We start from the raw sequence: 26,054 nt of genomic DNA on the forward strand, positions 1-26,054 counted from the left end.
GGTTGAGTTATGGCTAGAGAGAAAGACAAAAGCAACGACGAAGGCCTGCAGGAGAAGCTGGTCCAGGTCAACCGCGTTGCCAAGACTGTTAAAGGTGGTCGTATCTTCGCCTTTACCGCACTGACCGTAGTTGGTGATGGCAATGGCCGTGTTGGCTTTGGTCGTGGCAAGGCACGTGAAGTGCCTGTAGCGATTCAAAAGGCGATGGAATCTGCACGCCGCAACATGATCCAGGTAGACCTGAATGGTGACACCATCCAGTACGCTACCAATGGTCGCCACGGCGGTTCCAAGATTTACATGCAGCCCGCTTCCCAGGGTACCGGTGTAATTGCCGGCGGTGCTATGCGCTCCGTTCTGGAAATGGCTGGTGTACACAACGTATTGGCTAAGTGTTACGGCTCCACCAACCCGGTGAACGTAGTACGTGCAACTTTCAAAGCTCTGGAGCAAATGCAGAGCCCGGAAGATGTAGCTGCCAAGCGCGGTAAATCTGTCGAAGAGATTCTGGGCTAATTACAGCTCGGATTTAAGGTTATTGGTGGGTTAAGACCATGGCTAAGAAGACCATAAAAGTGACCCAGACCAAAAGCATCAACGGACGCCTGAAAAGTCATCAGGCGTGCGTTGCGGGTCTGGGCCTGCGCCGCATCGGCCACACAGTGGAAGTGGAGGATACTCCCTCCGTGCGCGGTATGATCAACAAAGTAAACTACCTGGTTAAGGTTGAGGGGGAATAACATGCGTTTGAACGACTTGTCTCCAGCACCAGGCCACAAGCACAGCGCCAAGCGCGTTGGTCGCGGTATTGGTAGCGGAATTGGTAAGACCGGTGGCCGCGGCCACAAAGGTCAGAAAGCGCGTTCCGGCGGCAGTGTTCGTCCGGGCTTCGAAGGCGGTCAGATGCCTTTGCAGAAGCGTCTTCCTAAGTACGGTTTCACCGCTCGTGTTTCTCGCTTTACCGCAGAAGTACGTCTGGCTGAGCTGGCGAAGGTAGAAAATGACGTAATCGATTTGGCAGCGCTTAAGAATGCCGATATTATCGGCAGCCATATTAAACGCGCCAAAGTGTTCCTCTCAGGTGAGCTGACCAAAGCTGTTACCGTTAAGGGTCTGGGAGTTACCAAAGGTGCAAAGGCAGCGATTGAAGCTGCTGGCGGTAAAATAGAAGACTAATCGAGGCGCCAATGGCACGACCAGGATCCGGTGGAAATCCCTGGGCAACAGCAAGGGATTGGGCGAGCTTTGGGCTCGCCTTCGTTTTCTGTTTCTAGCGATTCTTGTTTATCGACTGGGGACACATATTCCGGTGCCCGGCATTGATCCGGAAAAGCTGTCAAACCTGTTTAACCAGAACCAGGGAACCATCCTTGGCCTGTTTAACATGTTTTCAGGCGGCGCCCTGGAAAGGATGAGTATTCTGGCGCTGGGCATCATGCCCTACATCTCCGCGTCCATCATCATGCAGTTGATGAGCGCGGTGACTCCCTCTCTGGAAGCGTTGAAGAAGGAAGGGGAGGCCGGAAGACGTAAGATCAACCAGTACACCCGCTATCTGACGGTAATACTGGCCCTGATTCAGGGGATCGGTATGACTTTCGGCCTGGCAGGGCAGAACCTGGCTTACTCATCTGAGCCCGCGTTTGGTTTTTACTTTGTGGCGGTAACGTCACTGGTGACTGGTGCTGTATTTATGATGTGGCTCGGTGAGCAGATCACTGAGCGCGGTGTTGGCAACGGCATTTCCATGCTGATTTTTGCCGGTATCGTCGCCGGTTTACCCGGTGCCATCGGCCAGGCATTTGAACAGGCGAGACAGGGTGAACTGCACATACTCATGCTGTTGATGATTGGCGTCATCGCTCTTGCTGTAGTGTTCTTTGTGGTTGTTATGGAACGCGGCCAGCGTCGTATTACGATCAACCACGCCAGGCGTCAAGCGGGACGTTACTCTGCAGCTCCAGCTGCACAGGCGAGCCACTTGCCGCTGAAGGTAAACATGGCCGGTGTAATTCCGGTAATCTTTGCCAGCAGTATCCTGTTGTTCCCGGCCACACTGGCACAGTGGTTTGGTCAGGGCGGGGAAGGTCTCGGTGCAGAGATCCTGCAGTGGATGGCGTTGCAGCTTGGGCCAGGGCAACCGCTGAACATTATTCTGTTCGCACTGTTGATTGGTTTCTTCTGTTTCTTCTACACGGCGTTGATGTTCAACCCGAATGAAGTTGCGGATAACCTGAAAAAGTCCGGTGCTTATGTGCCAGGTATTCGCCCTGGAGAGCAGACGGCCCGCTATATCGATAGCGTGCTGACTCGCCTCACTCTGGTGGGTGCTGTATACATCGCACTGGTATCCCTGCTGCCGCAGTTCCTGGTGGTTGGGTTTAACGTTCCCTTCTATCTGGGGGGTACCTCACTGCTGATCGTTGTAGTCGTAGTGATGGACTTTATGGCACAGGTACAATCGCATCTGCTGTCGCACCAGTACGAGGGTTTGATGAAAAAATCTAACCTGCAAAGCTACGGTCGTCGCTAGGGCGTCGCCTGCTCGCAGTTTGATTGAATTGAGGTAAGGTCATGAAAGTACGCGCTTCTGTAAAAAAGATCTGCCGTAACTGCAAAATCGTGCGTCGCAAGGGTGTTCTGCGGGTAATCTGCAGCGCTGAGCCACGTCACAAGCAGCGTCAAGGCTAAGAAGGGGCCAGCCCCTTGCGGAGAGCGCCCTCAGGGCGCCTCTGTAAAAGCTGGAAAAATTCGCTACTCGATACAGCCCCGTATCGTATGGCAACACCCCGGGAAGTTTTTTGGGGTGGGAAGTTAGCAACAGCAAACTTCCAACTGGGGGCGTTGACTGTCGTCTTCATCCGCTTCGGGGGACCGATGCGGACGTTGGCTATTGCAAATTAGTGTCTGAAAAGCTATTCTTGCGCGCCTTTTTGGTGGCGCCGCCGGTTTTTTAGTCGCTGTCAGCGCCGAAATCAAAGTAGAGTCACATACTTAATATAAAGCAGTGACTCCAATACGTGGAGTACGCCTCTATGGCACGTATTGCTGGTGTCAATGTACCAGACCACAAGCACGCCGTAATCTCCCTGACCCACATTTATGGGGTTGGTCGCACTACGGCTAAGTCTATTTTGGCAGCGGTTGGTATCGCTGAATCCACCAAAATCCGCGAACTGTCTGAAGAGCAGATCGAAACCATCCGTGGTGAAGTTGCAAAACTGACCGTGGAAGGCGACCTGCGCCGTGAAATATCCATGAACATCAAGCGTTTGATGGACCTGGGTTGTTATCGCGGTCTGCGTCACCGTCGCAGCTTGCCGCTGCGTGGTCAGCGCACCAAGACCAATGCTCGCACCCGTAAGGGTCCGCGCAAGCCGATTCGCAAGTAAGCCTTAACTAAAAGGCGCGAAATCGCGGTTCAAGATGCCCCGTCCGGCTAATCGCCGAGGGGATTTGATACAGGATTTAGGATACTGGTATGGCTAAGCCAAAAACTACTGTTCGCAAAAAGGTCAAAAAGACCGTTGTCGACGGTATTGCCCACATCCACGCATCGTTCAACAACACGATCGTGACGATCACTGATCGCCAGGGTAATACCCTCAGCTGGGCCACCGCAGGTGGATCTGGCTTCCGTGGCTCGCGTAAGAGCACCCCGTTTGCAGCCCAGGTTGCCGCTGAGCGCGCAGGTACTGCAGCTCAGGAATACGGCCTGAAAAACCTCGACGTAGAAGTTAAGGGCCCTGGCCCCGGTCGCGAATCTGCCGTTCGTGCACTGAACAACTGCGGCTACAAGATCACCAACATCACCGACGTGACGCCTATCCCGCATAACGGATGTCGTCCACCTAAAAAGCGTCGCGTGTAAGAGGGGGCTGACAAAATGGCACGTTATATTGGACCAAAATGTAAACTGTCCCGTCGTGAAGGGACTGACCTGCAGCTGAAGAGTGGTGTTCGTCCGCACGACTCCAAGTGTCGCGCAGAATCCAAACCCGGTCAGCACGGCGCCGGTCGCGGTCGTCTGTCCGACTACGGTATTCAGCTGCGTGAAAAGCAAAAAGTTCGTCGTATCTACGGCGTACTGGAAAAGCAGTTCCGTAACTACTATAAGGAAGCAGCACGTCTGAAGGGCGCTACAGGTGAAAACCTGCTGCAACTTCTCGAGCAGCGTCTGGACAACGTGGTTTACCGCATGGGCTTCGGCTCAACTCGCTCTGAAGCGCGTCAGCTGGTTTCCCACAAAGCGATTCTTGTAAACGGCACTACCGTTAACATCCCTTCTTTCCAGGTTAAAGAAGGCGACGTTATCGCTGTACGTGAGAAAGCCAAGAAGCAGCTGCGTATCCAGAATTCCGTTTCCCTCGCTGCCCAGCGTGGCGATGTCGAGTGGGTAGACGTAAACGCGAGCAAACTGGAAGGCACTTTCAAGCGCACTCCGGATCGTGTCGATCTGCCGGCAGAGATCAACGAAAACCTTATCGTGGAACTGTACTCCAAGTAACAATAAGTCCACTTTAAGGAATGCAACTGTAAACAGGTATGGCTATGCAGACTGCTGTCAACGAGTTTTTGACACCGCGTCGTATTGACGTCACCGAGTACAATCCGAATCACGCCAAAGTGATTTTGGAGCCCCTGGAGCGTGGCTTTGGCCACACTCTTGGCAATGCGCTGCGTCGCATCCTGCTGTCCTCCATGCCGGGCTGCGCCGTCACCGAGGTGGAAATCGAAGGTGTCGAGCACGAGTACAGCGCGATCGAAGGTGTGCAGGAAGATGTAATTGAAATCCTGCTCAACCTGAAAGAAATCGCCGTTGTTATGCACGGTAAGGATCAGGCGGTGTTGAGCCTGAGCAAAAAGGGCCCAGGTGCGGTGACTGCCGGAGATATCCAGGTAGATCACGACATCGAGATCGTAAATCCTGAGCACGTGATCGCCAATATTACTGGTGATGTCGAGCTCAACCTGCGTCTCACTGTAGCGCGCGGCCGTGGCTACCAGCCCGCCGATGCTCGTCGTGGCGAGGAAGAGGAAAGCCGTGCAATTGGCCGTCTGCAGCTGGATGCTTCATACAGCCCAGTGCGTCGTGTTTCCTACAGCGTGGAAAGCGCGCGTGTAGAGCAGCGCACTGACCTGGATAAGCTGGTTCTGGATCTGGAGACCAACGGTACCCTGGACCCGGAAGAGGCTATTCGTCGCGCCGCCACTATTCTGCAGCAACAGCTCGCAGTATTTGTGGACCTGGAAGGCGAGAAGGATGCACAGCCGAAGGCTGAAGAGCCTGAAGTTGATCCGGTACTACTGCGCCCGGTAGATGACCTGGAGTTGACTGTACGTTCGGCGAACTGTCTGAAGGCAGAGAACATTTACTACATCGGTGATCTGATTCAGCGCACTGAAGTAGAACTGCTGAAGACGCCGAATCTTGGTAAGAAGTCTCTGACTGAAATCAAGGACGTACTGGCTTCCCGTGGTTTGTCCCTGGGTATGCGCCTGGAAAACTGGCCGCCGGCCAGCCTGAAAGGCGACAGCAAGTTAAGCCCCTGTAAGCATTTGGTAGTCGCGACGGTGTCGTGATTAGTAGAAAGAACCCGAGCGGTGCTACAGCTTAGCGCGACACCGCTCCAGAACGACCTGCTGTGACAGCAACTTAGGTCGTAAGGAATTGAGTCATGCGTCATCGCTATAGTGGCCGTAAATTCAGCCGCACGAGCGCTCACCGCAAGGCCATGTTCAAGAACATGAGCGCCTCTCTGGTGGAGCACGAACTGATCAAAACCACACTGGCCAAAGCCAAAGAACTGCGCCGCGTTGCCGAGCCGCTGATCACTCTGGCTAAGAAAGACAGTGTTGCTAACCGCCGTCTGGCTTTCGCTCGTATCCGTGATAAGGATGCTGTGCGCAAGCTGTTCGACGAGCTGGGTCCTCGTTACGAAGCTCGTCCTGGTGGTTACATCCGTATCATGAAGTGTGGTTTCCGCGCTGGTGATAAGGCGCCGATGGCATACGTTGAGCTGGTAGACCGTCCTCAAGTAGAAGACGAAGCTGCTGAAGCTTAAGCGTTATTAGCCATAGCGCTACGGAAGGCCGGTCTTTGACCGGCCTTTTTTTGCCATAAGGAGATTTTTGTATGTCTTTTGAGCAACTGTTAAAGAGTTTGAATCCCGAGATTGTGGGCAGCTTAAAGCGGGCCATTGAACTTGGAAAATGGCCCAATGGTGTTGCGCTATCCCCTGAGCAGCGCAGCCTCTGCGCAGAAGCGGTTTCCAATTGGGAGTCCGCAAACCTTCCGCGGGAGCAGCAGGTAGGCTATGTGGCGCCGAAGACCAAGGATGAGCCCTGTGTAGGAAAAAAAGACGATGAGCAAGCTGTTAACTGGGTTGGCTAGCTAATCAGTCTGTAAGATATTGGCACTTTATTCATTGGTGAGGGCGTTATTTTCTTTCATGCTCTCCCAATTCTCTGCTTAGATAGTTACCGACAGACAAATACATAATTTCTAATTTGCTCGGTAACTAATTATGAAAAAGCTGATTTTGCTTGCCGGAGCAGTAACGCTCGCCGTTGTAGGGGTTGATCACTACGATATTGATGTGCGCTCAAGTGTGACCAAGGTGCGCCAGATGATAGAGCCGCTAAAAGATGATAGTGAATTAGTAAAGAATATTTCTGACAGCATACCCTGGTCCCAGCTGGAACATGCGGAGGTCGAAGAGTTGTTAAATCATCCTCGGGTTCAGGCTTATCTGGACCGTGAGAATGTTAAGCAGGCGCTCAAGGACTACTTTGCAGACCTGGGCAATCTCTCTGGTGAAGAGGCCTGGGATGCAATTGAAAAAATAGAGCGGGAATCGCGTATTACAGGCTATGAAGCGCTTTCAATGAAGTTGGCCTGGCTGGAAAAAAATAGCCTTAACCAGGCAGAGTTCACCCAAAGAGCTGAAGAGCTATTTAATATTTATCGGGATAAAGCGCAAACGGTGATCAGGGATTACGACCCTCATGTCGAGGTTCCGGGCTTTTCCACCTATAAGGATCTTGAGCGCTCGATCGTTGAGGAAGTTCAGCAGATGACGTCCTTTCCCGATGGTATGAGTAGACATGAATACTTACGTAAACGCCTTCAGGACGCCCGTGAGGCGGTATATGGCAGTTAGGCTTTCTATCATTCAGCGCTGCCAGCGAGTTACCGGCAGCGCTGGGGGCATTTTAATTACATAAACAAGCCGATCAGATCATAGAACCAGTTACTATTGTCCTCATAATCTGAAACCTCATCGGTTTCGTATGCCCGAATCATTCCTCCACCGTTATGATTGACGATGTTGTCGAGGAAATCTTTTAATTCAAGCCCGTGCTCGGCAATCTCACCATAGTTTAAATCGATAATGGTTGTGCAGTGGCTCTCGTTCAAGTTGCGGAACATCGGGAAGTAATAGCCCCAGTTACTAGTTTGATCCAGCAGTGGAATCAAATTTTCATGGGTATCTTTCTGCCAGCGCTGTCGCAATTTATTTAAACGGGAGTCTGCATCGGGATCATTATAAATATCCTCATAAAATCTCTCGTAGGAGTACGATGAAAAATTCCCGTCAGCAAGAAAGTGCGTAATACCCAATCGATCTGAGGGGAATTTATTGGAAAGCGCAGCATAAAGTGAGGCTAGCTGATTGGCTTCGAATCCCGGTGTTATGGCTTTTAACATAGTGATGGGGTTTTCCGAGCTTTCATCGCTATCGGCGGTATAGGTAGTCCAAGAGCGCAGCACTTCTTTATGTAGCGGTAATGAGGGATATTGGGTGCTGTCACTCCCGTCTAAAGGTGCCTGATAGAGAGGGCCTGAATCATCGAGGAGATAGCCATAATCGACATTCATATCCTCGCGCAACTTTGAATAATTAAACAGAGCACCAATACTGCCTGCACTACAACCCGCAGCGAGCATCTGCTTCGGTTTTTGCAAATTATTTTTCACCCAGGAAGTAACTGCCTGAACGTTGCGTAATCCATTGTGGTGCCAGATAAGGTCGGGGTTCTCGCCAGTAGTATCCTCGTATATTTCAGTTTTATCGCCTACGTAGATATCCCCTGTGCAATACGGTACATAAACCATATTCCACTCGCCAGTTTTATACTGGTCGTAGGGGTGATGTGTATAAATCAAAGGGGATACGCCAGCGGTAGTAAGATTTTCGAAATTTGTAAAATCTAACAAGTGCACATTGCTTAGGTAATCATCGGGAATGCCATTGGGGTTGCGAGCCCCGCGAATACCAGCTTGTCCTGAGCAGCTTTCATAGTCCCAGCATGCCCCACCACCCTCGAAATAGAAAATGGTGTTACTGGTATCTGGAACACGGTGAACAAAGAACTTATAGGGTGATCCATTCCCACACATGGCACCTGTACTGGTAGGTACATCAATTTTTTGCCAGGTGTTGTAGTCGCCAGGATCAAAATCATCATTAAAACTGGGATCATCCATAGTTAATGGATACATCCCCTCAGCTTGCTGTGAGGTGACTGGCGCATCGGCATTGGGTGGATCAAACAAATGCTTTAGGGTAGTCCAGAAGTTGTAATCACCCGGTTCTGCATTTGCATACGCTGTGATAAGTAGAGAACTCGCTAAGAGTATTGAAATAAAACCACGGAGAATTTTTATCATTATTAATCCCCTTAAGGTATTGTGTGTTTTCTCTTTGGAATGTGCTTTGTTGATCCTGCAATAATTGTTTGGAGGTTATTTGCTCCCTATAGATAATCAACTTGCACGTTAGTCCAAATCGCTGTTTGGGTAAAACCCAATGAGGTTAGTTAATAATGATGTTTTGGTCTAGAAAGATATGAGGGGAAACTTGTTGGTCACAGGGTTTCTATTATATTTCTTCTGTTTTTGCTCAAAAATATTCCATTTAAACTTTTATTAAAATTATTTTGTATATTTTGGCGTAATTTTTATTCCATACTTTATGGTGTTGTTTTTTAGCGCTAAATAGTTCTGTATCTGATAGTGTTTATGCTTGTATTAAAGGGATAGTGCCTCCCTGTGATTAAGATTCAGGCTCTGTTGGAGTTTTTTAATTAGGTCTTGTTTCTTTTTGAAAATTTCGCGCGATTCTTCAATGCTTATTTCTTGAAATGTGATTTTGTTTTTTGGGGCTAGCTGGCCCAGGCGATGAAGTTCCGATTTTATAATATGGCCTATTCGGGGGTACCCGCCAATAGTCTGTCCCTCAATAAAGGAAATAATAGGGTTGGCATCGGGTGGTACTTGAATGCTGCCGGGATAGAGTCCTGCTGATGATAGTTGTGTCTTTCCGTTTGTAATTTTATGAATTGTAGAATTGTTTTTAGTGGATAGACGAATGCCCATACGATTGCTTTGGGTAGAAACCAGATAGGTTGAGCCGTAAAAGTGTTCAATAAATTTCTTGGAAAATAAATTGCTCTCTGGTCCAGCCACTAGCCGTAGCTTTGAATTGTGTGAGTAGTGAAGGTGAAACCTTTTATTTAGTACAGATTCTTTTGCGGTGTGGACTTCTTTAAAGTGGATGACTTCGTTAGATGTGATCGGTTTGCCACTATTTGCGCCAAATTTACTAATAATGTGAGTTGCAGAGCTACCTAAGATATTGGGTGCGTCTATCTTGGCAGAAAGCGCAAGGTAGGTTCTTGCACCGGAAATAGCTTGAGCTATATCCAAAATATCACCAGGCTTAACCCTATAGGTTCGGAAATTATCAATTGACTCGTTATTTAAGGAGCCTCTGAATTGGCCTCCGGCTATAGCGATAGTGAGATTGCAGAGGAATTCGATTCTAGGGCCGAGCAGGGTGATCTCAAAGGTTGGGTGCCCTAACGGGTTTCCTAATAACAGGTTGGCTATTTTCATCGATAGTGGGTCGGCAGCACCTCCCCATGGAATTCCACAGTGCATCATGCCTGGACGACCCAGGTCCTGAATACTTGTCTGTAGCCCTGCTCGAAGAAAGTGAATACCCATAGACCCTCCTTTTTAGGGTGAACTACTTTTAGTACTCTGCGAGAGTATATGAAATTGCTGAGAATCTATTGCATAAAACTCAATTTCATCTAAAGGTGCAGCGATAAATGGGGAGGGTTCCGCAGGTTGAAAAAGACTAAGGGGTGTCTGGCCAATAATTTGCCATCCCCCCGGTGTAGCTTGTGGGTAGATGCCTGTTTGTTCTCCACCTATCCCGACAGCGCCTGCGGGAATTCTGGTTCGGGGAGTTTCTTTTCTGGGGCAATATAGCTTTGGGTCAAGTCCGCCAAGGTATAAGAAGCCTGGAGTAAAGCCCAACATATGCACTAAGTAACGTTGTGCGGTATGTCGTTTGATGATTTCCTGTGACGATAATTTGGTATGTTCTGATAATGCCTCAAGGTCTGGAGAAAAGCCTTCTTCGTAGCATACGGGAATGCGCACTATACGTGGTCTACTGGTGAAGGGGGCAGGGTTGTTTAGAAACTCCTCGGTAGTTTTAGTGAGTAATTGGTATAAGGTTTTGTGATCCCATAGGGAAGGATTGAAAATAACAGTTAAGCACTGGTATGCAGGAATGATATCAATGATACCTGGATGCACTTCATTTAATAGAGCCGCTCTCAAACCGATAATTGTCCGGCTAAGAGCTTTGCATGGTTTACCGGAAAAGCGGATATCTACTGCACAATCTCCGTTAATGGTTATAGCTAGTGGTATATGGGGGGCAGGGTGTGTCACCGAGCTATGCTCACGCCGTTTGCATTGAGATGTTGATTAAGTTGTCTGGCGATAATGGGCGCTTGGGGATTATCGCCGTGGAGGCAGATGGTATCCACAGAGAATTGTAATTTTTCACCATGATAATCGTTAAATTCTAAGCCCTTTGCCAAGCAGATAGCCTGCTCTAAGCACTGTTCTGTCTCAGCAATAACAGCGCCCGCCATTGAGCGTGGAGCTAGTTGGTTATTGCTGAGGTACTGCCTGTCCATAAATCCTTCGCGAATAAATGTTTTATTTTGTTTGGCAGCAGCGAACTGCATGGCAGCGTTGGCTAACCCAATAATTTTCAGTGAAGGATATTCTTTGTCGAGTAGGGTAATAATACTTTTAGCGAGTTCTCTGTTTGACTCTGTATCATTGTAGAGAGCGCCGTGTAGTTTAATATGGTCTAAAGTTGCTCCTAGGCTGCGCGCGATATTTTCTAGTTGGTTTACTTGTGTGCAAAGAGAGTCGAGCAATTTATTTTGAGGAATAACTAGAGATTTGCGGCCAAAATTTTCCCTGTCGGGGTAGCTGGGGTGCGCGCCGATTTTTAAGCTATTTTTTAGGGCGTTTTCGATTGATCTACCCATGATCTCGGGAGTGCCAGCGTGACCGCCGCAAGCTATATTGCAACGGGAAATAAACGGCATGATTTGGGCGTCCCTGTCACAGCTGTGTAAATCAGCACCTTCACCCAGATCGCAGTTGATATCAATGTTCACTGTGGCATCCTGCCTGTAATATATTTTGAATGGGTTTTAACGCTAAGAATCTGCCTATTAAAGTGGTTAATTGTCAGGGCACTGATTTACTTCCATAGAGATTTTCTTTGAATTTGATTCATAGCAATTTCCCAGTGGGGAGCAGAAGCAGGCGGAAATTGAAAGGTTCCATCTTTCTTGATTAATTTTTTCCCATAGTTCAGAAGTTGCAGTGCCACGACTTAAAGAATAGAAAGGGTACTCCGATTGTGCGGGAATGATAACTTCATTTATTTCTGAAGAGCTTTGAAAGCCTTCGTCAAGGGGTGGGTGGTGATTTTTATAGTTTCTATTAAATTTATTTTTCATCATTTTATGCTCTTCCTGACAGCAGGCGCGCAAAAAATCATGGGTGCTTGAGTATTCTACATTTTTATATTTAAAGCTAACGGATTTTAGGATGGCAGGGCCGGCCCCAGCATTGCGAAAGCCAAATGTAATTTTGCTTTGATTGCTCTCCTCGTCATAGTTGCCATGGCTGAACTGAATAACAGGCATTGTCATTATTTTGACTTGTTGATTGGCAGCTCTGGCTTGTAAATAGGTGGCATAGAAGGATGCCAGAGAAATCATAATTGCACTTACTGCGATCACTGAGTTTAAGCGGTCGCGATTGAATAACTTCATATCTTGTCGCACCTACCTACTAGTTATTTTTAAGTGAATTGAGCAAGAAAGGATGCCGATCTATAGATTGGCATCCTTTCCTATTCAATTAGTTCAGCATGGTTTTTAGAAAGCGCCCGGTATGGGAAATGTCCATTTCTGCAACATCCTCAGGTGTCCCCGTGGCAATAATTTGCCCGCCGCCAGAGCCACCCTCCGGGCCAAGGTCTATAATCCAGTCTGCAGTTTTGATCACGTCCAGATTGTGTTCGATCACTACGATGGTATTGCCGTGATCGCGCAGGCGATGCAGAACATCCAGCAGTAATTGGATATCGGCAAAGTGCAGGCCGGTAGTCGGTTCGTCGAGGATGTACAGGGTTTGCCCAGTGTCTCGTTTGGATAGCTCGCGGGAGAGTTTTACCCGTTGGGCTTCACCACCTGAGAGAGTGGTGGCAGCCTGGCCCAGCTTGATATATGAGAGGCCGACATCCATTAGGGTTTGCAACTTCTTCGCGATTGCGGGCACAGGGTCAAAGAATTCCCGTGCATCTTCCACGGTCATTTCCAATACTTCGTGGATATTTTTGCCCTTGTAGTGTACCTCCAGGGTCTCGCGGTTGTAGCGCTTGCCGTGGCAGGTATCACAGGGTACATAGACATCCGGCAAAAAGTGCATTTCTACCTTAATCACCCCGTCGCCCTGGCAGGCTTCACAACGCCCACCCTTGACGTTAAAGCTGAAGCGCCCGGGTTTATAGCCCCGTGAGCGGGCTTCCTGGGTGCCGGCAAACAAGTCGCGAATTGGGGTAAAAATACCGGTATAAGTTGCCGGATTTGAGCGAGGAGTGCGCCCGATAGGACTCTGATCAATATCCACGCATTTGTCGAAGTGCTCCAGGCCGTGCACCTCTTTATAGGGGGAGGCCTTAAGGGTTGTTGCTTTGTTAAGTGCAGTGGCGGCAAGTGGATAGAGGGTTGTATTGATCAGGGTGGACTTACCAGAGCCCGATACACCGGTTACACAGGTAAATAATCCTACTGGGATTTTCAGATCGACGTCCTGTAAATTATTTCCACTGGCGCCTTCGAGACGCAACAAATAGTCCGGGTCGGGTACGTAGCGCTCTTCCGGTACGGCAATTTTCTTTTTGCCGGAGAGGTACTGACCGGTTAGGGACTTCTTACATTTGGTAATTTTATCGGCGGTGCCCGCTGCCACGACCTCTCCGCCATGGACACCGGCACCGGGGCCAATATCGACAATAAAGTCAGCACTGCGAATGGCATCCTCATCGTGCTCCACCACAATAACCGTATTGCCGATATCGCGCAGGTGGGTAAGGGTGTTGAGCAGGCGCTCGTTGTCCCGCTGGTGTAGGCCGATAGAGGGCTCGTCGAGAATATACATTACGCCCACGAGGCCGGCGCCGATCTGGCTGGCGAGGCGAATGCGCTGCGCTTCGCCGCCGGAGAGGGTTTCTGCACTGCGGTTTAGGGTCAGGTAATTCAGGCCGACATCGACGAGGAAGCGGAATCGATCGCGCAGCTCTTTGAGAATCTTATCGGCAATCTCTTTCTGGGCGCCTTTAAAAGCCAGCTCATGGTCGAAATACTCGAACGCATCGCCTACAGGCAGCTCAGTAATTTGCGCCAGGGTGCGGTTATCCACAAAGACATGACGGGCCTCGCGGCGCAGGCGGGTACCGTGGCACTCTGGGCATTTTTGTGTACTCAGATACTTGGCTAACTCCTCCCGTACCGATTGGGACTCGGTATCCCGATAGCGGCGTTGGAAGTTGGGGATAATGCCCTCGAAGGTGTGCTGGCGCACGGTGACATCGCCGCGATCATTGACGTAGCTGAAGTCTATCTCTTCGTCGCCACTGCCCTGCAGGATAACCTTGCGGTGGGCTTTGCGTAATTTTTTCCAGGGCTTATCCAGATCGAAACCGTAGTGCTCGGCGAGGGAGTCGAGCATGTGGTAATAGTAAATGTTGCGTCTGTCCCAACCGCGAATGGCGCCTTCGGAAATACTGCTTTCCGAATCGATAATTACCTTGTCTTCATCGAAGAACTGCTTGACGCCCAGGCCGTCACAGCTGGGGCAGGCGCCCGCAGGGTTGTTGAAGGAGAATAGGCGGGGTTCCAGCTCATCCAGTGAGTAGTCACAGACGGGGCAGGCGTGGCGGGCAGAGAAGAGGCGATCTTCCTGGTCTCCATCCATAAAACTGATGGAGGCGATACCGTCGGTGAGATTCAGGGCAGTTTCGAAGGATTCCGCCAAACGCAGTTGCAGGTCCTCACGCACCTTAAAGCGGTCTACCACCACCTCAATGGTGTGCTTGCGGCGCTTATCCAGCTTGGGGGTGTCGTCCAGGTCACAGATAACTCCGTCGATCCGTGCCCGCACAAATCCGTCCCGGCGCAATTGTTCAAATACGTGCTGGTGCTCACCCTTTCGATCGCGAACTACCGGCGCCAGCAACATAATCTTGCTGCCTTCCGGTAAAGCCAGTACCTGATCCACCATCTGGCTGATCGTCTGGGCTTGCAGGGGTTCGTCGTGCTCGGGGCAGCGGGGTTCTCCAACCCGGGCAAACAGCAGCCGCAGGTAGTCATAGATCTCTGTGATGGTGCCGACAGTGGAGCGGGGGTTGTGAGAGGTGGACTTCTGCTCGATTGAAATAGCCGGTGATAGCCCCTCGACGGTATCCACATCCGGCTTTTCCATCATCGACAGGAATTGACGGGCGTAGGTGGAGAGTGATTCCACGTAGCGGCGCTGCCCCTCTGCGTAGAGGGTGTCAAAGGCCAGGGAAGATTTGCCGGAACCGGACAGGCCGGTGATAACGATCAGTTTATCGCGGGGAATGTCCAGATCGATATTCTTCAGGTTGTGGGTGCGAGCACCCCTTACATAAATCGTGTCCACGCTCTACCTATATGCTGCTAATACTGGGCCGGGCCTCGGACTTGCTCCGCGCGGGGCGATCACAACTGCGGTGCCGGAAAAACAGTCAAGTATAAACTCGCCACCTGATGTGCGAAAATTGTCTTTCGCAATACCCGACATTCAGGCAGATAGCATTCGATGATTCCTGTGATTCTCTGTGGTGGCACCGGCTCGCGCCTGTGGCCACTCTCTCGCGAGGCCTACCCCAAACAGTTCCTACCCCTTATCGGTGGTGAAACGATGTTACAGGCAACCGTAAGGCGCCTGGAGGGCATTGAGCCATTACAGACGCCGATCCTGGTATGCAACGAAGAGCATCGTTTTGCCGCCGCCGAGCAATTGCAGGAAATCGGCCACGGAGCCCAGTCCATTTTACTGGAGCCCTGCGCGCGCAATACTGCACCGGCTATTGCCCTGGCTGCCCTGGCAGCACTGGAGTCAGGAGCTGACCCTTTACTGCTGGTATTACCGGCAGACCACGCCGTTTCCGACGAGGTAAATTTTCAGGAGTCTGTAGAGTCGGCCCGAGCCCTGGCTGAGCAGGGGCATCTGGTCACCTTTGGTATTGTGCCGACCCGGGCGGAGACCGGCTACGGCTACATTCGGCGCGGGGATAAATTGGCGGAAACTGCTTGGAAAGTGGCGGAGTTCGTCGAAAAGCCGGACACTGAAACCGCTGAAGCTTACCTGGCCTCCGGGGATTACTCCTGGAACAGTGGCATGTTCCTGTTCCGCGCTTCCCGCTATCTGGAGGAGTTGGAGCGCTACCGTGCAGATATTCTCACAGCCTGCCGCAGTGCCTATAAGAGTGCCGCGAGGGATCTGGATTTTACCCGGGTGGATAGAGAGGCTTTTGCAGCCTGCGCAGACGAGTCTGTGGATTATGCAGTAATGGAGCCGACGGAATCCGCGGCAGTTGTACCTATGGATGCGGGTTGGAGCGATGTGGGCTCCTGGCAGGGGCTGTGGGAGTTGGCAAAACGCGATGCCAATGACAATTTGCTCCAGGGTGATGTATTGCAAGAAGACTCCCAGCGCTGCCTGGTGCGTGGTGAGAGCCGCTTGGTCAGCCTTCTCGGTGTATCCGACCTGGTGGTTGTCGATACTGATGACGCGCTTCTGATCGCTGACCGGCAACGGGTCCAGGAAGTCAAAAAACTGGTCAATAACCTCAAGAGCACTGGCCGCAGTGAGGCCCAAAGGCACCGCAAAGTATATAGGCCCTGGGGCTACTACGACTCGATTGATGCGGGTCCACGCTTTCAGGTGAAGCGTATTGTGGTGAAGCCGGGCCAGCAGCTATCCCTGCAGATGCATCACCATCGCGCTGAACACTGGGTTGTGGTGCAGGGAACTGCGAAGGTTACCCGGGGTGAAGAAGAGGTCCTGATCACCGAGAACCAATCGACTTATATCCCCCTGGGGGTGGTCCACCGTTTGGAGAACCCCGGTACGATTCCCTTGGAGCTGATCGAGGTGCAATCCGGCAGTTATCTCGGGGAGGATGACATTGTCCGCCTCGATGATGAGTACGGTCGTAACTAGTTGTGGATAAAAGTTGTGCTGTTTCCCCTACAGCCGGGAGGCGGCTCACTGTACAATGCGCGCCCTATTTGATGCTGTTCCGGGATTTGCATGAATTCCATTGAGCGCCGCGCCCTGGGTGGGCTGGCTTCCCTGTATGTCTTTCGTATGCTGGGCCTGTTTATGGTCTTGCCGGTTCTCACTGTGTACGGCGAGGGCTATCGCGATAGCACGCCGATGCTGCTGGGGCTGGCAATGGGTGCCTATGGCTTGAGTCAGGCGGTACTCCAAATTCCTCTGGGGCTCCTGTCCGATCGCTGGGGGCGCAAGCCGGTTATTTATACCGGCCTTGCACTGTTTGCCCTGGGCAGTGTCATCGCTGCACTGACGGATTCGGTTTACGGCCTTATTGTGGGGCGGGTACTGCAGGGTTGTGGTGCCATTGCCGCGGCTGTGATGGCGCTGGTCGCCGACTTAACCCGCGATGAAAAGCGCGGTATTGCGATGGCGATTATCGGAGCGTCTATTGGTGTCGCATTTATGCTGGCGGTGATCCTGGGGCCGGCGCTGGCCGGTGTGGGCGGCTTGCCGGCAATTTTCTGGGTCACTGCTGGATTAGCACTGCTGGGTGGATTATTGGTTTGGCGCTTGGTGCCAACTCCGGGGGCGGCTAAGCGGCCGGCAGTTTATGGTAGTGGTTTTCGTACGGTAGTTAAAAGCGGTCTTGTTTGGCGCTTGGTTTCTGGGGCCTTTTTCTCCCACTTGTTGCTCACTGCATTGTTCGTCGCCCTGCCATTGGTGCTAGTCGATAGATTGGATTGGCCGGCGAGCGAGCACTGGAAATTGTATGGACCACTCATGCTCGGCACCTTCCTGCTGATGTTGCCAATGATGAGGGCGGCAGAGAAAAGTGATCGGGTGCCTTTTGCGCTTAATTTTGCTTGTTTAGCTTTGATCGGTGGCAGTGCGGCCTTGTTGTCTGTAAGCACCTGGATGCTGGTAGTCTTGCTGGCAGTGTTCTTCACCGGTTTCAACCTGCTTGAAGCCCTGCTGCCGGCGCAGCTAACCAGGAAGGCTCCGGCGGAAGCGAGGGGCGCAGCTACGGGGCTCTACGCGACTTTACAGTTCTTTGGCACCTTTGTCGGCGGTAGCCTGGGTGGCCTGCTGTTCGGTCTGGGGGGCGCTTCCGCAGTTGCTGCTCTGGGTTTGGTGGTGCTGCTGCTATGGATGTTGCTGTGGTGGGGTTTGCGCGAGAGAGCGTGAAGGTAGCGCTTACTAACATTGAGCCGCTATTGTATCCTACTGGATAAAAATACAATATTTACCGATGTTGCAATGCAACACTGACGGTATTTCATAACACTTGATAGATTAATTGATTGTTTAAATAGTTTATTGCCCCGGGTGGAGCCCGGGTTGACGAGAGGAGAGGGCCATGGCCAGGGGTATTAATAAAGTAATTCTGATCGGTAATCTGGGGAATGACCCGGAAACCAAATATATGCCGAGTGGCGGTGCTGTTACCAACATCAGCCTGGCTACCAGTGAGAGCTGGAAAGACAAGCAGACTGGCCAGCAGCAGGAGCGCACTGAGTGGCATCGCGTAGTATTTTTTAACCGCCTGGCTGAGATCGCCGGTGAGTACCTGCGCAAGGGGGCCAAAGTTTATGTAGAGGGCTCTCTACGCACCCGTAAGTGGCAGGATAAGAATTCCGGCCAGGACCGCTACACCACTGAAATCGTTGCCAGCGAAATGCAGATGCTGGACGGTCGCGGTGAGCAGGGCGGCTTTGGTCAGAGTATGGGTGGCGCTGGAATGGGTGCAGCCGCAGGTGGTCAAATGGGTGGCGGCCAGCCGATGGGTGGTTCCAGCGGTTTTGACCAACAGGGCGGCGGTTTCCAGGGTGGCTACCAGCAGCAGGGCGGCCAGGAGGCATACGGGCAGGGGCGTACCGCTCCCTCACCGATGGCACCAGCTAACCAGCAGCCCCAGCAACAGCCGAACCAGGGTCCTGCCGGTGGTTTCGATAATAGCTTTGATGACGATATCCCGTTCTAAGAACTGGATTTACCAGTGTCTGAATTGAATACAGGTTATATGCCGGATACCGTCGCCATTATCACAGCAGGTAATGAGATTGATGGTGCGCTGCAAAAAAGACTGCAGCGCGCAGGCTTTCGCATACAGCAGTTGACCCCCGGGGAAATCGATCAATTGAGACCGGGCTCAATTGTGATTAATGCCTCCGCCTGTGCCGACAATCGAGGCATGCCGGAGTCACTGCTGGTGAGTAAGCGGCTTTGTGCTGCACCCTGTGAACATATTATTCATCTCTCATCCTACCAAGTTTTTTCTGGCGGTGAGCGCCGCCGCTATGACGAAGATGAGCCCGCAGAACCACAGTCCTTGAGTGGGCGCGAATGGCTGGCCTGCGAAGATGCCTTTAATGGGCTGCAAAACCTGACGATTTTGCGTTTTGGCTGGATGGTGGATAGTGGTCAGGATGCCTTGTTAGGGCGTATTTTACGCAACTTTGTGTCTGGGGAGCCTTTAGCCCTGGATGGAAGGAACAACGGTAACCCGGTGACAGTGGTGGATATGGCTCGTGTCGCAGTGGCGGTTGCCCAGCAGCTCGCTAGCGGGGCCAAGGCAGGAGGCGTTTACCACTACGGTAGTTCTGATAGCTGCACAGCGATGGAGTTTGCCCTGGAGGTGGTCGAGCGCGCCCAGGCTTTTTACGATGAAGAGCGCTTTGCGCAATTTACTTCATTAGGGGATGAGGCTGAGAAGCGGGATCGCAGCATAGTACTTTCATGTGGCAAGCTGCGGGATGTCTTTGGTGTTCAGCAGCGGAGCTGGAGACAGGGACTGACACGCCAGGTTGAGCTGTGGTTGGAGCGCTTACACGCGACTCCGGAATAGTTTGGTTTCTGTTGTGCAGTCAATAAAAAGGGCGCCTCGCGGCGCCCTTTTTATTTCGATTAGATTTTATCGAATATCAGGCAAGCATTAGTTCCGCCAAAGCCAAAGCTATTGGACATAGCCCGTTTGACTTCAGTCTCACGCAGCTGGCGGACAAGGTCCATGCCTTCCGCAGCGGGGTCGAGGTTCTCTACATTAGCTGATGCAGCAATAAAGTTATTCTGCATCATCAGCAGGCTATAAATGGCCTCCTGAACCCCTGCAGCTCCCAGAGAGTGGCCTGTCAGAGATTTGGTAGAGGCGAATGCCGGAACTGTATCCCCGAAGACTTCGCGCATGGCCTTCAATTCGGCGACATCGCCTACAGGCGTAGAGGTGCCGTGGGTATTGATATAATCCACGCTACCCTGCAGGCCTTTGCCGTCCATTCCGGCCAGAGCCTGCTGCATGCAGCGGGTGGCGCCTTCACCGCTTGGGGCAACCATATCGTAACCATCGGAAGTTGCGCCGTAACCGGTCAGCTCCGCATAGATGGTCGCACCGCGAGCCACGGCGTGTTCCATTTCTTCGAGCACCAGACAGCCACCACCACCGGCGATCACAAAGCCATCGCGATCGGCATCGTAGGGGCGTGATGCTTTTGTCGGAGTATCGTTATATTTGCTTGAGAGGGCGCCCATAGCGTCAAACAAGTGAGTCAAACTCCAGGCTAGTTCCTCACCACCGCCAGCAAACACTACATCCTGCTTACCCATCTGGATAAGCTCAGCTCCGTTTCCTATACAGTGGGCACTGGTAGCGCAAGCGGAGGAAATACTGTAGTTCACCCCTTTGATTTTGAATGGAGTGGCTAAGCATGCGGAAACGGTACTGTTCATTACCTGGGGCACGCGGTAGGCGCCTACACGGCGAACACCTTTTTCCTTCAGAGTATGTGCAGCGTCAATAATCTGCTGAGTGGATGTGCCGCCAGAGCCCATCACGATACCCGTGCGCGGATTAGATATCTGCGCCTCCTGCAGGCCCGACATCTCGATTGCCTCACGCATGGCAATGTACGCATAGGCTGCAGCGTCGCCCATAAAGCGAAGTTGCTTGCGATCGATATGCTCTTTGAAATCGATGTCCACAGGCCCAGCCACATGGCTGCGCAGGCCGAGCTCCTTATACTCTTCTTGGAAGCGGATGCCGCTTCGACCAGTTTTCAGTGACTCGGTGACTTCTTTAGTGTTGGTACCGATACAGGAAGTGATACCCATTCCGGTAATGACGACCCGACGCATAGTGATCTCCAGCATAGCTTGTCGGCAGAGGACTGATGGTTTCTACCGGTATTAGTCTTAAACGAGTTTAAAAATTGTCCGTACGGGTAAATAAGCCTACGCGAAGATCCTTTGCTGTGTAAATTTCTCTTCCATCCACAGAGACACTGCCGTCGCCAATACCCATAACAAGCCTGCGCTCAACAATCCGGCTCATCTGGATATGGTAAGTCACCTTCTTGCTGGTGGGGAGGATCTGGCCTGTAAATTTAACTTCACCACAGCCCAGTGCGCGGCCGCGGCCGGGGTTGCCTTTCCAGGCAAGGAAATAGCCCAGCAGCTGCCACATAGCGTCCAAGCCCAGGCATCCAGGCATTACGGGATCGCCGGGGAAATGGCAGTCGAAGAACCATAGGTCGGGGTGAATGTCGAGCTCAGCGATCAGCTCTCCCTTGCCGAAAGCACCACCTTCCTTGGATATATGGGTGATACGATCGAGCATCAACATATTGGGAGCCGGCAACTGGGCGTTGCCTGGGCCGAACATCTCACCGCGGGAGCAAGTCAGGAGCTCCTCTCTGGTATACTCACTTTTTTGTACAAAATTACTCATCATTTCCCCGTTAGTGGGTGGTTATGCAATTGAGATTGGACACTTTTGCAAGAGCGGGCATTCTAAGGGGTCTGTGTCGCTTGTCCAGTCGGTCAAGTCGCTTTTTGTGACTGGCGCGAGAATTGTCTTCACAAATACTGCTGATTTAGCGTATTAAATCCCTAATATATTTGTTTAGTTTCAGTACTTGTCCTCGGGGAATTCACACTATGAGCCAAGTTTAACGTTATCGAGTGTAAGTGCTCCTGTCGCGAGGCTATGATAAGTTGCCGGGTCTGCGCAGGGGTGCGCCGTTTTGAATTGATTAGGGGGCAGAATGCTCAAGAAATGCCTATTTCCTGTTGCCGGTTACGGCACTCGTTTTCTTCCTGCCACTAAGGCAATGCCGAAAGAGATGTTGCCATTGGTGAATAAACCACTGGTTCAATATGGCGTTGAGGAAGCTATAGAGGCAGGGCTGACGGAGATCGGTTTTGTGACAGGGCGAGGCAAGCGCGCGATAGAGGATCACTTTGATACCAACTTTGAGTTGGAACACCAGATCGCCGGTACCGGCAAAGAACGTTACCTGGACTCAGTGCGTAAAGTGATCGATAGGGCGAGCTTTTCTTATACACGCCAGGGTGAAATGAGAGGTCTGGGTGATGCCATTTTACAAGGCCATCGCCTGATTGGTGATGAGCCGTTTGCGGTTGTGTTAGCTGACGACCTGTGTCTGAATGAAGATTTGGGCGTTTTGGGGCAAATGGTTCAGCTATATAAGCAATTCCGCTGCAGTATTGTTGCGGTAGAGGAAGTCCCGAAAGAGCAGATCCATAAATTTGGTGTGATCGGTGGCAATGAGATTAAGCCTGGGCTTTACCAAGTTACCGATATGGTGGAGAAGCCTGCAGCGGAAGATGCCCCCAGTAATATGGCGATTATTGGTCGTTATATCCTGACACCGGATATCTTTGATCTGATCCGTGATACTCCTCCAGGCAAAAATGGTGAGGTTCAAATTACCGATGCGCTGATGGCGCAAGCTCAGCAGGGCTGCGTATTAGCCTATGCCTTCAAAGGTCGACGCTTTGACTGTGGTTCTGTAGAAGGCTTTATCGATGCAACCAACCACGTTTACGAAAATGTCTACTTGCCGGAGCAGGTTGCTAAGGAGAAGGCTAAGTGAGTGAGCTGACTTGCTTTAAGGCTTATGATCTTCGCGGCCGTGTTCCCGATGAACTTAATATCGATGTTGCATATCGAGTGGGGCGTGCCTTTGCCCAGTTCCTGAATGCTCGTCGAGTAGTTGTTGGGCATGATATTCGGCTTACCAGTGGTGAGTTAACTGATGCGCTGGTCAATGGATTACGAGATGCGGGTGCCGATGTTTTCCATATCGGCGAGTGCGGTACAGAAGAGGTCTACTTTGCCAATTTCCACGGGGACTTTGACGGCGGTATTTGTGTTACTGCTAGTCACAATCCTATGGACTACAACGGCATGAAGTTTGTCCGTGCAGGTAGTAGTCCAATCAGTGGTGATACCGGTCTACTGGATATCAAGCGCTTGGCAGAAGAAAACAACTTTGCTCCGGTTGAGCAAAGAGGTACTTTGCAGCGCTTTGAACACCGCGCTGATTTTGTGCAGCACTTATTGGGGTATATCGATAATACTGCATTGAAACCATTAAAATTGGTGGTTAATGCGGGTAATGGTGGTGCGGGGGCGGTTGTTGATGCGCTGGCTCCACACCTGCCGTTTGAGTTTGTGCGAGTTCACCACGAGCCCGATGGCAACTTTCCCAACGGTATTCCCAACCCAATTTTGCCAGAAAACCGCAATTCTACTGCCGAGGCAGTGCGGGCAAGCGGTGCTGATTTTGGTATAGCCTGGGATGGTGATTTTGATCGCTGCTTTTTCTTCGATGAAAGTGGTGATTTTATTGAAGGTTACTATGTTGTTGGCTTGCTGGCAGAAGCTTTCCTGGCAAAAAACAACGGTGCCAAAGTTGTTCATGATCCACGCCTGCTCTGGAATACCGAGGATATTGTCCGCGCTGCTGGTGGAGAGCCGGTACAGAGTAAAACCGGCCATGCCTTTATTAAAGAGCGCATGCGCAAGGAAGATGCCATTTATGGCGGTGAAATGAGTGCGCATCATTATTTCCGGGATTTTGCCTACTGCGATAGCGGTATGATTCCATGGTTATTGGTTGCTGAGTTGGTAAGTCGCAGTGGTAAATCGCTGTCACAGCTTGTTGGTGAGCGCATGGCTGCTTTCCCCTGTTCGGGGGAGATTAACTCTAAGGTTCAGGATGCTGCAGCACTGTTAAAGGCGGCAGAGGAAAAGTATGGACCTGCAGCTGACAGCGTTGAGCACGTGGATGGGTTGAGTATCGTTTACCCCGAGTGGCGTTTTAATTTGCGTATGTCAAATACTGAACCGGTTGTTCGCTTGAATGTTGAATCCCGCGGAAGTGAGGAATTAATGCGGGAGAAAACAGAGGAGCTGCTTAAGCTTATCGGTTAATACTCGTTTTTTAATATTAGAAAGCCCCGCAACTGCGGGGCTTTTTGATTTGAGGGTGCTTGAAGTTACTTATCTGGCTTTATTAAAAAAGTTATAAGAGTCGGGTGACAGCTTGGATGGGGCCTTTGGGAGTCTTTACGTGTTGAGCGAAGATTTGCCACTGGTTCTTAACCCGTACTCCAATAACATAGGCGTAGTCGGAGTAGAGATGATGGTGGGGCCTTAGGGTTGAGCGCCCAAGGGATTTTGTGACGTTACCTAAAAACCTGAACTTTCCCCGATTGATAATTTCATTGTGTGTGGCCTTGCCATTGAGTCCCTGCTTTTTCCTTGGGCGAACATGAGCAACGGCTGGCATATTCGCATTGCGCCCGCCAATACAGAAACAGCAGTCACTGAGTTGCCCGGTAATCATAATGTCGGCACCGCTGCGCATTTGGTAGGGCTCAAGGCGATCTAGGGCAAGGTCTTCATCCCAATCGATCATGCGAATATGGTGGACTTTGATTGTTTGTGGATCTTCGATAAAGACCCCTTGGCGGTGGAAAGCAAAAATTTCATTGGGGCTATCGATACCAGGTGCGCCCATACCCATGGTGTAGGTCCCGAATTGATAATCCATGACTCCAGTATCTTTTGTACCGGTAATTCTCACTAGGTTATTTTTTAAGAACATTTCCGGGTAATTTCTAAGCTGATAAAGCGCAGTAGAGCTTCTCATGTGCCGATCTCTCTATACCAATTATATTTTTCTCGTTATTTTTGCTCCTGAGGAATTGGTGTTGGCGCTTGAAATAACAAGAGGAACAATCGTACCTAATGTTGAAGGGGCAGAGGAAAATAGATACGAATAAATCTTGGAGTCCGGTCAGGGGTGGTAGCTGTTCGAGGGGGTGGGAACAGCGTTGCTTCGCATTGTGCTTAAGGTAGCGGCGCTGCCCGCGCTATCGATATAGCCCGAGCAGCATTTACTTCTAGACGTTTCTCTCGATAGCAAAACTCGCCAATTGCTGCAGGGCGGTTTTTTGTTCGCTCTCGGGCATAAAGGCCAATTGCTTTTTGGCGTCTTCTACAGCGGCCCGGGCACGATCCATGGTGTAGTCCAGAGCACCGCAGGCTTCAATGGCCTCTACTATTTCACTGAGCTTTTCCGCACTGCGCTGTTCAATTGCAGTTTTTACTAGCAGTGCCTGGTCCTTGCTGCCGTTGGCCATGGTGTAGATCAAGGGCAGGGTCGGCTTGCCCTCCGCCAGGTCATCCCCAACATTTTTACCCAGTTCTTCCGAATTACCGCGATAATCAAGAGCGTCATCAACCAGCTGGAAGGCGAGTCCCAGGTGTCGGCCGTAGAGTTTCAGTGCAGTTTGTTCTTTACTGGAACAGCTGGCTAATACGGCAGCGGTTTCACAGGCGGCTTCAAACAGTGCGCCAGTCTTTTTGTGGATAACGGTGAAGTAATTCTCTTCGCTTACTGCGGGATCACCGGCGTTGACCAGCTGCTGTACTTCACCCTCTGCGATGGTGTTGGTGGTCTCTGAGAGTATTGCCATGATGCTCATGTCTTCCAGAGCAACCATCATTTGGAAGGCGCGGGAATAGAGGAAATCTCCCACGAGTACGCTGGGCGCATTGCCCCACTTGGCATTGGCGGTAAGGCGGCCGCGGCGCATGTCAGAGGTGTCTACAACATCGTCGTGCAGTAAGGTAGCAGTGTGAATAAACTCGATAATTGTGGCGAGATCGATATGGTTCTCACCCTGATAGCCGCAAGCTTTGGCACAAAGCAGTACCAGTAGTGGGCGCAGGCGCTTGCCCCCGGCTTCGACCAGGTAGTGACCTATATTTTCCACCAGGGGAACGTCCGAGTGCAGTTGATCGAGAATGCGCTGGTTAACCGCAGCAAAGTCTTCGGCGGCGACCCGGTGAAAAGGCAGCATGTGAGAGTTCCTTATACGACTAGACAGAGGCCTCCCGGGGGCCGGAAGGCGAAGGGGCGCTATTGTATCAACCCGGCGAATTGATTAGAATCTGCGCCCCGCCAATTGCGGGCTCTTTGCGGCTATTGGGTCGTCTGCGGGCCTTTTGGCGAATAGATGTTAAACACACGGCGCAAGCTCCCGA

28 protein-coding genes are annotated in these 26,054 nt (G+C 51.3%); 18 read left to right on the forward strand and 10 right to left on the reverse strand.

The window, feature by feature from the left end; translation table 11 throughout:
• The first annotated feature begins 9 nt into the window (after positions 1–9).
• The 12 genes from rpsE (at position 10) to QT397_06075 (ending at position 7,163) form a co-directional block, all read left to right on the forward strand.
• Positions 10–516, forward strand: coding sequence for a 30S ribosomal protein S5 (gene rpsE / locus QT397_06020; GenBank protein WNZ56902.1), 507 nt, complete (start codon positions 10–12; stop codon positions 514–516).
• 38 nt (positions 517–554) lie between these two features.
• Complete coding sequence (rpmD, locus tag QT397_06025) at positions 555–740, forward strand: 50S ribosomal protein L30 (protein WNZ56903.1); 186 nt, start codon at positions 555–557, stop codon at positions 738–740.
• A gap of 1 nt (position 741) precedes the next feature.
• Positions 742–1,176 (forward strand): 50S ribosomal protein L15, encoded by a 435-nt coding sequence (gene rplO, locus QT397_06030; GenBank protein WNZ56904.1) that lies wholly within the window; start codon positions 742–744, stop codon positions 1,174–1,176.
• A gap of 58 nt (positions 1,177–1,234) precedes the next feature.
• Complete coding sequence (gene secY, locus QT397_06035; GenBank protein WNZ56905.1) at positions 1,235–2,533, forward strand: preprotein translocase subunit SecY; 1,299 nt, start codon at positions 1,235–1,237, stop codon at positions 2,531–2,533.
• Between the two features lie 41 nt (positions 2,534–2,574).
• The gene (gene rpmJ, locus QT397_06040; GenBank protein ID WNZ56906.1) at positions 2,575–2,691 is read left to right on the forward strand and encodes a 50S ribosomal protein L36; all 117 of its coding nucleotides are present in this window, start codon (positions 2,575–2,577) and stop codon (positions 2,689–2,691) included.
• Positions 2,692–3,035: 344 nt separating this feature from the next.
• Positions 3,036–3,392, forward strand: coding sequence for a 30S ribosomal protein S13 (rpsM, locus tag QT397_06045; protein ID WNZ56907.1), 357 nt, complete (start codon positions 3,036–3,038; stop codon positions 3,390–3,392).
• 89 nt (positions 3,393–3,481) lie between these two features.
• Positions 3,482–3,871, forward strand: coding sequence for a 30S ribosomal protein S11 (rpsK, locus tag QT397_06050; GenBank protein WNZ56908.1), 390 nt, complete (start codon positions 3,482–3,484; stop codon positions 3,869–3,871).
• Positions 3,872–3,886: 15 nt separating this feature from the next.
• Positions 3,887–4,507: a 30S ribosomal protein S4 gene (gene rpsD / locus QT397_06055; protein WNZ56909.1), complete on the forward strand. Its 621-nt coding sequence runs from the start codon at positions 3,887–3,889 to the stop codon at positions 4,505–4,507.
• Positions 4,508–4,551: 44 nt separating this feature from the next.
• Positions 4,552–5,583, forward strand: a complete 1,032-nt coding sequence (gene rpoA / locus QT397_06060; GenBank protein WNZ56910.1) for a DNA-directed RNA polymerase subunit alpha — start codon at positions 4,552–4,554, stop codon at positions 5,581–5,583.
• Positions 5,584–5,678: 95 nt separating this feature from the next.
• A complete protein-coding gene (gene rplQ / locus QT397_06065) occupies positions 5,679–6,065 on the forward strand; it encodes a 50S ribosomal protein L17 (GenBank protein ID WNZ56911.1) in 387 nt (128 codons plus the stop codon).
• Between the two features lie 71 nt (positions 6,066–6,136).
• Entirely contained in the window at positions 6,137–6,394 is a 258-nt protein-coding gene (locus QT397_06070) for a DUF1315 family protein (GenBank protein WNZ56912.1), read from the forward strand.
• Between the two features lie 133 nt (positions 6,395–6,527).
• A complete protein-coding gene (locus QT397_06075; protein ID WNZ56913.1) occupies positions 6,528–7,163 on the forward strand; it encodes a hypothetical protein in 636 nt (211 codons plus the stop codon).
• 56 nt (positions 7,164–7,219) lie between these two features.
• Here QT397_06075 and QT397_06080 read toward each other — a convergent pair whose 3' ends face one another.
• From QT397_06080 to uvrA, 6 genes are all read right to left on the reverse strand, one after another.
• A complete protein-coding gene (locus QT397_06080; GenBank protein ID WNZ56914.1) occupies positions 7,220–8,674 on the reverse strand; it encodes a pectin acetylesterase-family hydrolase in 1,455 nt (484 codons plus the stop codon).
• 360 nt (positions 8,675–9,034) lie between these two features.
• On the reverse strand, positions 9,035–10,012 hold the full coding sequence (locus QT397_06085; protein WNZ56915.1) for a biotin-dependent carboxyltransferase family protein: 978 nt from the start codon (positions 10,010–10,012) through the stop codon (positions 9,035–9,037).
• A 12-nt stretch (positions 10,013–10,024) separates the two neighbouring features.
• Positions 10,025–10,753, reverse strand: coding sequence for a 5-oxoprolinase subunit PxpB (pxpB, locus tag QT397_06090; protein WNZ56916.1), 729 nt, complete (start codon positions 10,751–10,753; stop codon positions 10,025–10,027).
• Positions 10,750–11,499 (reverse strand): 5-oxoprolinase subunit PxpA, encoded by a 750-nt coding sequence (gene pxpA / locus QT397_06095; protein WNZ56917.1) that lies wholly within the window; start codon positions 11,497–11,499, stop codon positions 10,750–10,752. Before pxpA ends, pxpB begins: the two co-directional genes overlap by 4 nt.
• Positions 11,500–11,565: 66 nt before the next feature.
• Positions 11,566–12,165: a hypothetical protein gene (locus QT397_06100; protein ID WNZ56918.1), complete on the reverse strand. Its 600-nt coding sequence runs from the start codon at positions 12,163–12,165 to the stop codon at positions 11,566–11,568.
• Positions 12,166–12,253: 88 nt separating this feature from the next.
• Positions 12,254–15,079 (reverse strand): excinuclease ABC subunit UvrA, encoded by a 2,826-nt coding sequence (gene uvrA / locus QT397_06105; GenBank protein WNZ56919.1) that lies wholly within the window; start codon positions 15,077–15,079, stop codon positions 12,254–12,256.
• A gap of 159 nt (positions 15,080–15,238) precedes the next feature.
• Between uvrA and QT397_06110 the strand changes: the two genes are divergently transcribed.
• The 4 genes from QT397_06110 to QT397_06125 all read left to right on the forward strand — a co-directional run bounded on the left by QT397_06110 (position 15,239) and on the right by QT397_06125 (position 19,547).
• Positions 15,239–16,645 carry a mannose-1-phosphate guanylyltransferase/mannose-6-phosphate isomerase gene (locus QT397_06110; protein ID WNZ56920.1) on the forward strand — a complete coding sequence of 469 codons (1,407 nt, stop codon included), beginning with the start codon at positions 15,239–15,241 and terminating at the stop codon, positions 16,643–16,645.
• Positions 16,646–16,735: 90 nt separating this feature from the next.
• Positions 16,736–17,887: an MFS transporter gene (locus QT397_06115; protein ID WNZ56921.1), complete on the forward strand. Its 1,152-nt coding sequence runs from the start codon at positions 16,736–16,738 to the stop codon at positions 17,885–17,887.
• Positions 17,888–18,059: 172 nt separating this feature from the next.
• A complete protein-coding gene (gene ssb, locus QT397_06120; GenBank protein ID WNZ56922.1) occupies positions 18,060–18,683 on the forward strand; it encodes a single-stranded DNA-binding protein in 624 nt (207 codons plus the stop codon).
• Between the two features lie 15 nt (positions 18,684–18,698).
• On the forward strand, positions 18,699–19,547 hold the full coding sequence (locus tag QT397_06125) for a sugar nucleotide-binding protein (GenBank protein ID WNZ56923.1): 849 nt from the start codon (positions 18,699–18,701) through the stop codon (positions 19,545–19,547).
• Positions 19,548–19,606: 59 nt separating this feature from the next.
• Here the strand turns inward: QT397_06125 and fabB are convergent, their stop codons facing one another.
• Together fabB and fabA are read right to left on the reverse strand one after the other, a co-directional pair.
• On the reverse strand, positions 19,607–20,830 hold the full coding sequence (gene fabB / locus QT397_06130) for a beta-ketoacyl-ACP synthase I (GenBank protein ID WNZ56924.1): 1,224 nt from the start codon (positions 20,828–20,830) through the stop codon (positions 19,607–19,609).
• Between the two features lie 67 nt (positions 20,831–20,897).
• Entirely contained in the window at positions 20,898–21,422 is a 525-nt protein-coding gene (gene fabA, locus QT397_06135) for a 3-hydroxyacyl-[acyl-carrier-protein] dehydratase FabA (GenBank protein ID WNZ56925.1), read from the reverse strand.
• A gap of 316 nt (positions 21,423–21,738) precedes the next feature.
• Here fabA and galU point away from each other — a divergent pair, with 316 nt between their 5' ends.
• Both galU and QT397_06145 read left to right on the forward strand, forming a co-directional pair.
• On the forward strand, positions 21,739–22,590 hold the full coding sequence (galU, locus tag QT397_06140) for a UTP--glucose-1-phosphate uridylyltransferase GalU (GenBank protein ID WNZ56926.1): 852 nt from the start codon (positions 21,739–21,741) through the stop codon (positions 22,588–22,590).
• A complete protein-coding gene (locus tag QT397_06145; protein ID WNZ56927.1) occupies positions 22,587–23,933 on the forward strand; it encodes a phosphomannomutase in 1,347 nt (448 codons plus the stop codon). Before galU ends, QT397_06145 begins: the two co-directional genes overlap by 4 nt.
• Positions 23,934–24,024: 91 nt before the next feature.
• On the opposite strand, the gene QT397_06150 is transcribed toward QT397_06145, so the two are convergent.
• Together QT397_06150 and ispB are read right to left on the reverse strand one after the other, a co-directional pair.
• Positions 24,025–24,654, reverse strand: coding sequence for a hypothetical protein (locus QT397_06150; GenBank protein WNZ56928.1), 630 nt, complete (start codon positions 24,652–24,654; stop codon positions 24,025–24,027).
• 253 nt (positions 24,655–24,907) lie between these two features.
• Positions 24,908–25,870 (reverse strand): octaprenyl diphosphate synthase, encoded by a 963-nt coding sequence (gene ispB / locus QT397_06155; protein ID WNZ56929.1) that lies wholly within the window; start codon positions 25,868–25,870, stop codon positions 24,908–24,910.
• Positions 25,871–26,054 lie beyond the last annotated feature (184 nt).

This window comes from Microbulbifer sp. MKSA007, assembly GCA_032615215.1.
Lineage (GTDB): Bacteria > Pseudomonadota > Gammaproteobacteria > Pseudomonadales > Cellvibrionaceae > Microbulbifer.

What these genes read in the sequence shown, in the direction of transcription:
- rpsE (WNZ56902.1), top strand. Translation starts at nt 10, where the DNA reads ATGGCTAGAGAGAAAGACAAAAGCAACGACGAAGGCCTGCAGGAGAAG.
- rpmD (WNZ56903.1), top strand. Translation starts at nt 555, where the DNA reads ATGGCTAAGAAGACCATAAAAGTGACCCAGACCAAAAGCATCAACGGA.
- rplO (WNZ56904.1), top strand. Translation starts at nt 742, where the DNA reads ATGCGTTTGAACGACTTGTCTCCAGCACCAGGCCACAAGCACAGCGCC.
- rpmJ (WNZ56906.1), top strand. Translation starts at nt 2,575, where the DNA reads ATGAAAGTACGCGCTTCTGTAAAAAAGATCTGCCGTAACTGCAAAATC.
- rpsM (WNZ56907.1), top strand. Translation starts at nt 3,036, where the DNA reads ATGGCACGTATTGCTGGTGTCAATGTACCAGACCACAAGCACGCCGTA.
- rpsK (WNZ56908.1), top strand. Translation starts at nt 3,482, where the DNA reads ATGGCTAAGCCAAAAACTACTGTTCGCAAAAAGGTCAAAAAGACCGTT.
- rpsD (WNZ56909.1), top strand. Translation starts at nt 3,887, where the DNA reads ATGGCACGTTATATTGGACCAAAATGTAAACTGTCCCGTCGTGAAGGG.
- rpoA (WNZ56910.1), top strand. Translation starts at nt 4,552, where the DNA reads ATGCAGACTGCTGTCAACGAGTTTTTGACACCGCGTCGTATTGACGTC.
- rplQ (WNZ56911.1), top strand. Translation starts at nt 5,679, where the DNA reads ATGCGTCATCGCTATAGTGGCCGTAAATTCAGCCGCACGAGCGCTCAC.
- QT397_06070 (WNZ56912.1), top strand. Translation starts at nt 6,137, where the DNA reads ATGTCTTTTGAGCAACTGTTAAAGAGTTTGAATCCCGAGATTGTGGGC.
- QT397_06075 (WNZ56913.1), top strand. Translation starts at nt 6,528, where the DNA reads ATGAAAAAGCTGATTTTGCTTGCCGGAGCAGTAACGCTCGCCGTTGTA.
- QT397_06080 (WNZ56914.1), bottom strand. Translation starts at nt 8,674, where the DNA reads ATGATAAAAATTCTCCGTGGTTTTATTTCAATACTCTTAGCGAGTTCT.
- QT397_06085 (WNZ56915.1), bottom strand. Translation starts at nt 10,012, where the DNA reads ATGGGTATTCACTTTCTTCGAGCAGGGCTACAGACAAGTATTCAGGAC.
- QT397_06100 (WNZ56918.1), bottom strand. Translation starts at nt 12,165, where the DNA reads ATGAAGTTATTCAATCGCGACCGCTTAAACTCAGTGATCGCAGTAAGT.
- QT397_06110 (WNZ56920.1), top strand. Translation starts at nt 15,239, where the DNA reads ATGATTCCTGTGATTCTCTGTGGTGGCACCGGCTCGCGCCTGTGGCCA.
- QT397_06115 (WNZ56921.1), top strand. Translation starts at nt 16,736, where the DNA reads ATGAATTCCATTGAGCGCCGCGCCCTGGGTGGGCTGGCTTCCCTGTAT.
- ssb (WNZ56922.1), top strand. Translation starts at nt 18,060, where the DNA reads ATGGCCAGGGGTATTAATAAAGTAATTCTGATCGGTAATCTGGGGAAT.
- fabB (WNZ56924.1), bottom strand. Translation starts at nt 20,830, where the DNA reads ATGCGTCGGGTCGTCATTACCGGAATGGGTATCACTTCCTGTATCGGT.
- fabA (WNZ56925.1), bottom strand. Translation starts at nt 21,422, where the DNA reads ATGAGTAATTTTGTACAAAAAAGTGAGTATACCAGAGAGGAGCTCCTG.
- galU (WNZ56926.1), top strand. Translation starts at nt 21,739, where the DNA reads ATGCTCAAGAAATGCCTATTTCCTGTTGCCGGTTACGGCACTCGTTTT.
- QT397_06150 (WNZ56928.1), bottom strand. Translation starts at nt 24,654, where the DNA reads ATGAGAAGCTCTACTGCGCTTTATCAGCTTAGAAATTACCCGGAAATG.
- ispB (WNZ56929.1), bottom strand. Translation starts at nt 25,870, where the DNA reads ATGCTGCCTTTTCACCGGGTCGCCGCCGAAGACTTTGCTGCGGTTAAC.